The organism is Roseicyclus sp. (assembly GCF_052168335.1).
GTDB lineage: Bacteria > Pseudomonadota > Alphaproteobacteria > Rhodobacterales > Rhodobacteraceae > Roseibacterium.
Map to the genome: position 1 here is coordinate 1 of NZ_JBQLZP010000111.1, position 4351 is coordinate 4351.

Genomic DNA, 4351 nt, shown 5'->3' on the forward strand with positions numbered 1-4351 from the left:
CCGCCGCCGATCTCCCGGGCACGATCCCGGTCTTCCCGCTGCCGGGCGCGCTGCTGCTGCCGCGCGCGCGCCTGCCGCTGCACATCTTCGAGCCGCGCTACCTCGCCATGCTCGACGACACGATGAAGACGTCGCACCGCCTGATCGGCATGGTGCAGCCGCGCGAGGTGCCGGGTTCGGACGTGCGGCGGCTGCACGCCATCGGCTGCGCCGGGCGGCTCACGCAGTTCTCCGAGACGGAGGACGGGCGGTACATGATCACGCTCTCGGGCATGTCGCGCTTCCGCATCCTGGAGGAGGTGACGGGTTTCACCCCCTACCGCCGCTGCGAGGTGAGCTGGGAGGGGTTCTCGCGCGACCTCGGGCCGACCGAGCACGATCCGGGCTTCGACCGGGAGCCGTTCCTCGACCTCCTCGGCCGCTACTTCGAGGCGCTGTCGCTCTCGACCGACTGGGACAGCATGAAGGAGGCGGAGGACGAGCTGCTGATCAACTCGCTCTCGATGCTCTGCCCCTTCGACCCTGAGGAGAAGCAGGCGCTTCTGGAGGCGCCGTCGCTGACCACGCGGCGCGAGACGCTGGTGACGCTTCTGGAATTCGCGCTCCGCGGCGGGTCGGCCGAAGGGGAGACCATGCAGTGAGCGGGAGCGAGGAGGACGCGCCGCGCGGGCCGAGCTTCGACCGGCGGATGCTGGAGGCGCTGGTCTGCCCGATGACGCACGGCACGCTCGCCTACGACGCGGGGCGGCAGGAGCTGATCTCGAAGGCCGCCCACCTCGCCTACCCGATCCGGAACGGCATCCCGATCATGCTCGAGGAAGAGGCGCGCAAGCTCGACTGAGCGCGCGCGGGCGACACGCGTCGCAGTGCGTATTTCAGGAAAGATGAAGGCTCAGAGCGCGCGGCCCCGGAGGAGGCGCGGCACGTCTCCGGTGAGGCCGGCCGCCTCGCGGATGAAGCGGCGGCGCAGGCCCGGCACCGCCTGCACGACGCCCATGCCCACGTCGCGGAGGGCGCGGAGCGCGGGGTTGTCGTTCGAGAAGAGGCGGTTGAAGGCGTCGGTCGCCACCGCCATCGCCGCGGTGTCGAAGCGCCGCCAGGACTGGTAGCGCGCGAGCACGTCGGCGCGCGCGATGTCCTCGCCGCGCCGCCGCGCTGCGGTCAGCACCTCGGCCAGCGCGGCCACGTCGCGGAACCCGAGGTTCAGGCCCTGACCCGCGATCGGATGCACCCCGTGCGCCGCGTCGCCGACGAGCGCGAGGCGGGTGTCGACGAAGCGCTCGGCGATGCTGAGCGACAGCGGGTAGGCGTGGCGCGTGCCGGCCAGCGCGATGTCGCCCAGGAAGTCGCCGAAAGCGGGGCGGAGCGCCTCGAGATAGGCCGCGTCGTCCATCGCCGCGATCTCGGCCGCGCGCGCCGTCCGCTCGGACCAGACGATGGAGGAGCGGTTGCCGGGCAGGGGCAGGATCGCGAGAGGCCCCGCGGGCATGAAGAACTGGTGCGCGATGCCGTTGTGCGGCCGCTCGTGGGCGATGGCGCAGACGAGCGCGGTCTGCCCGTAGTCCCAGCCGGTCCGCCGGATGCGCGCGCGCGCAGCCGTGCCGCTGCGCCGCCCGTCGGCGCCGACGAGGAGGCGGCCCGTGAGCGTCCGTCCGTCGGCGAGCGTGACGCGGGCCGCGCCGTCGGTGTCCTGCGCCACGACCTCGGCCCCCGGCAGGTGCGTCACGCGCGGCTCGGCCGCCATGGCGTCGAGAAGCGCGCGGCGGAGGAAGCGGTCCTCGAGCATGTGGCCCATCGGGCCTTCCTCGATCTCGGCATGGTCGAAGTGGAGGTAGAAGGGGCCCGCCCCCTCGCCCGCGCGGCCGTCGGAGGCCTTGATCTCGAGGATGGGCTGCGCCTCGCCCTCGAGCGCGTCCCGGAGGCCGAGCGCGTCGAGCATCCGGACCGAGGCCAGCGCCAGCGCGTAGGAGCGGCCGTCGAAGGCGTCGCCAGCCCGCGTCTCGGCCGGGAGCGCGTCGACGACGATCGAGGAGAAGCCGCCCTGAGCCAGCGCCAGCGCGAGGCAGGGGCCGTTCAGCCCGCCGCCGACGATCAGGATGTCCGCGTCAATCATCATGCGCCGGACTATGGCCCGCGCCGGGGGATTGTCCATGCCGCGCGGGGTCGCTAGCGTCCGACCGCGACAACGTGACGGGCCGGGAACGGGGGGGACGACGGGCATGGACGACTGGCTCTGGATGAGCGCCTGCGCGCTCGGGCGCGGCATCGGTTCGGGCGAGATCGACCCCGTCGCGCTGGCCGAGGCCTACCTCGCCGCAGCCGAGGCGCACGCGCACCGCGACCGGATCTACACGACGCTGACGCGCGAGCGCGCCCTGGCCGAGGCGGAGGCCGCCGCCCACCGCGCGCGGCACGGGGTGCGGCGCGGCCTGCTCGATGGCGTGCCGATCAGCTGGAAGGACCTGTTCGACAGCGCGGGGACGGCGACGGAGGCCGGAACGCGCCTGCTGGAGGGGCGGGTGCCCGCGGCCGATGCCGAGGTTCTGGCGCGGGCGACGCGGGCGGGCCTCGTGTGCCTCGGCAAGACGCACATGTCCGAGCTCGCCTTCGCGGGGCTGGGCCTGAACCCGACCTATCGCGGCACGCCGGAAGGGGCGACGCCGCCCAATGTCCACGATCCCGCGCGGGTGCCGGGCGGCTCCTCCTCCGGGGCGGCGGCCTCGGTGGCCTACGGGCTCGCCGCGGCGGGGATCGGCTCGGACACCGGCGGTTCCGTGCGGGTGCCGTCCGCGTGGAACGACCTCGTGGGGCTGAAGACCACCTCGGGGCGGCTCTCGCTCGAAGGGGTCGTGCCGCTGGCGGAGAGCTTCGACACGGTCGGGCCGCTCTGCCGCAGCGTCGAGGACGCGGCGCAGCTTCTCGCGGTGATGGAGGGCGGGGCGGCGGCGGACCTGGAAGGCGCGAGCCTCTCGGGCACGCGCTTCCTCGTGCTCGAACCCTATGCCTCCGACGCGGCCGAGGCGCAGGCCGAGGGCTTCGCCCGCGCGCTGGAGCGTCTGGCCGACGCCGGCGCGACCCTCGAGCGGGGCGAGGTGGCGGCGATCGGGCCGGCGATGGACCTCTCGCCCGTTCTCTTCGCGGCCGAGGCCTACGGCACCTGGCGCGACGCGATCGAGGCCGCGCCCGAGAAGATGTTCGACCGCGTGCGCGACCGGTTCCGGGGCGGTGCGGCCTTCTCGGGGCCGGACTTCGTCGCGGCGTGGCGGAGCCTCCGGGCGCTGAGGCGGGACTGGGCGGCAGCGACGGCGGCCTATGACGCGGTTCTCCTGCCGACGACGGCGAACGCCCCGCCCGAGATCGCCCGGTTGATGGCCGACCCCGATCACTACGTGGCCGAGAACCTCCTGTGCCTGCGCAACACGCGGGTCGGCAACCTCATGGGGCTCTGCGGGCTGAGCCTGCCGACGGGGGTTCCGGCGGCGGGGCTGATGATGCTCGGGCCGCCCATGGCGGAGGAGCGGCTGCTGCGGCTCGGCGCGGCGGCGGAGGCGGCGTTGGCCTGAAGGCCACAACCGCCGGGCCTGTCCCAGCCTTTTTCTGGACAGGCCCGGCGCGCACGGGCTAGATTGCCGCAAAACCGGGGCGAAACGATCCCGGCAGCCGAGGCAGTCATGGCATTCCCCGAGCGGTTCTCGAACCTGCCAGAATACGCGTTTCCGCGTCTGCGGAAGCTGCTCGACGTCCATCCCCCGGGCGGCGAGATCATCCACATGTCCATCGGCGAGCCGCGGCATCCGTTTCCGGCCTGGGTCGGCGACGTGCTGGCCGCCAGCCTCGAGGGCTTCGGGCGCTATCCTCCGAACGAGGGGACGCCGGGCCTCCAGACCGCGATCGCGCGCTGGATCGCGCGGCGCTACGGCGTCAACGTCTCGGCCGAGCGGCAGGTCTTGCCGCTGAACGGCACGCGCGAGGGGCTGTTCAACGCCTGTCTCGCGCTCTGCCCCGAGACGAAGGGCGGCCGGCGCCCCGTGGTGCTGATGCCGAACCCGTTCTACCAGGTCTATGCCGTCGCCGCGCTCGCCGTGGGGGCGGAGCCCGTCTACGTCCCCGCGACCGAGGCGACGGGCGATCTGCCGGACTATGCGGCGCTGCCCGAGGACGTGCTGGAGCGCACGGCCATCGCCTATATCTGCTCGCCCGCGAACCCGCAGGGCGCGGTGGCGGACGAGGGCTACTGGGCCGACCTTCTGGCGCTGGCGGAGAAGCACGGTTTCCAGGTCCTCGCCGACGAGTGCTATTCCGAGATCTACCGCGATGCGCCGCCGCCCGGTGCGCTGGCGGCGGCGCAGGC

The 4351-nt window shown here is 73.6% G+C and carries 5 protein-coding genes; 4 read left to right on the plus strand and 1 reads right to left on the minus strand.

Translation table 11 applies throughout. The annotated features are described in order from the left end of the window. Positions 1-641 (plus strand): LON peptidase substrate-binding domain-containing protein (locus ACTS11_RS03555; protein WP_442638966.1); only part of this gene is annotated, 641 nt, incomplete at its 5' end. 47 nt (positions 642-688) lie between these two features. Beyond that, positions 689-841, plus strand: coding sequence for a Trm112 family protein (locus tag ACTS11_RS03560; RefSeq protein WP_442638970.1), 153 nt, complete (start codon positions 689-691; stop codon positions 839-841). 51 nt (positions 842-892) lie between these two features. Here the strand turns inward: ACTS11_RS03560 and ACTS11_RS03565 are convergent, their stop codons facing one another. After that, a complete protein-coding gene (locus tag ACTS11_RS03565) occupies positions 893-2152 on the minus strand; it encodes an FAD-dependent monooxygenase (protein WP_442638967.1) in 1260 nt (419 codons plus the stop codon). 67 nt (positions 2153-2219) lie between these two features. Between ACTS11_RS03565 and ACTS11_RS03570 the strand changes: the two genes are divergently transcribed. Both ACTS11_RS03570 and ACTS11_RS03575 read left to right on the plus strand, forming a co-directional pair. Beyond that, positions 2220-3563 carry an amidase gene (locus ACTS11_RS03570; protein WP_442638968.1) on the plus strand — a complete coding sequence of 448 codons (1344 nt, stop codon included), beginning with the start codon at positions 2220-2222 and terminating at the stop codon, positions 3561-3563. Between the two features lie 108 nt (positions 3564-3671). Then, positions 3672-4351, plus strand: a 680-nt coding sequence (locus ACTS11_RS03575) for an aminotransferase class I/II-fold pyridoxal phosphate-dependent enzyme (protein ID WP_442638969.1), incomplete at its 3' end; no start/stop codon positions are given.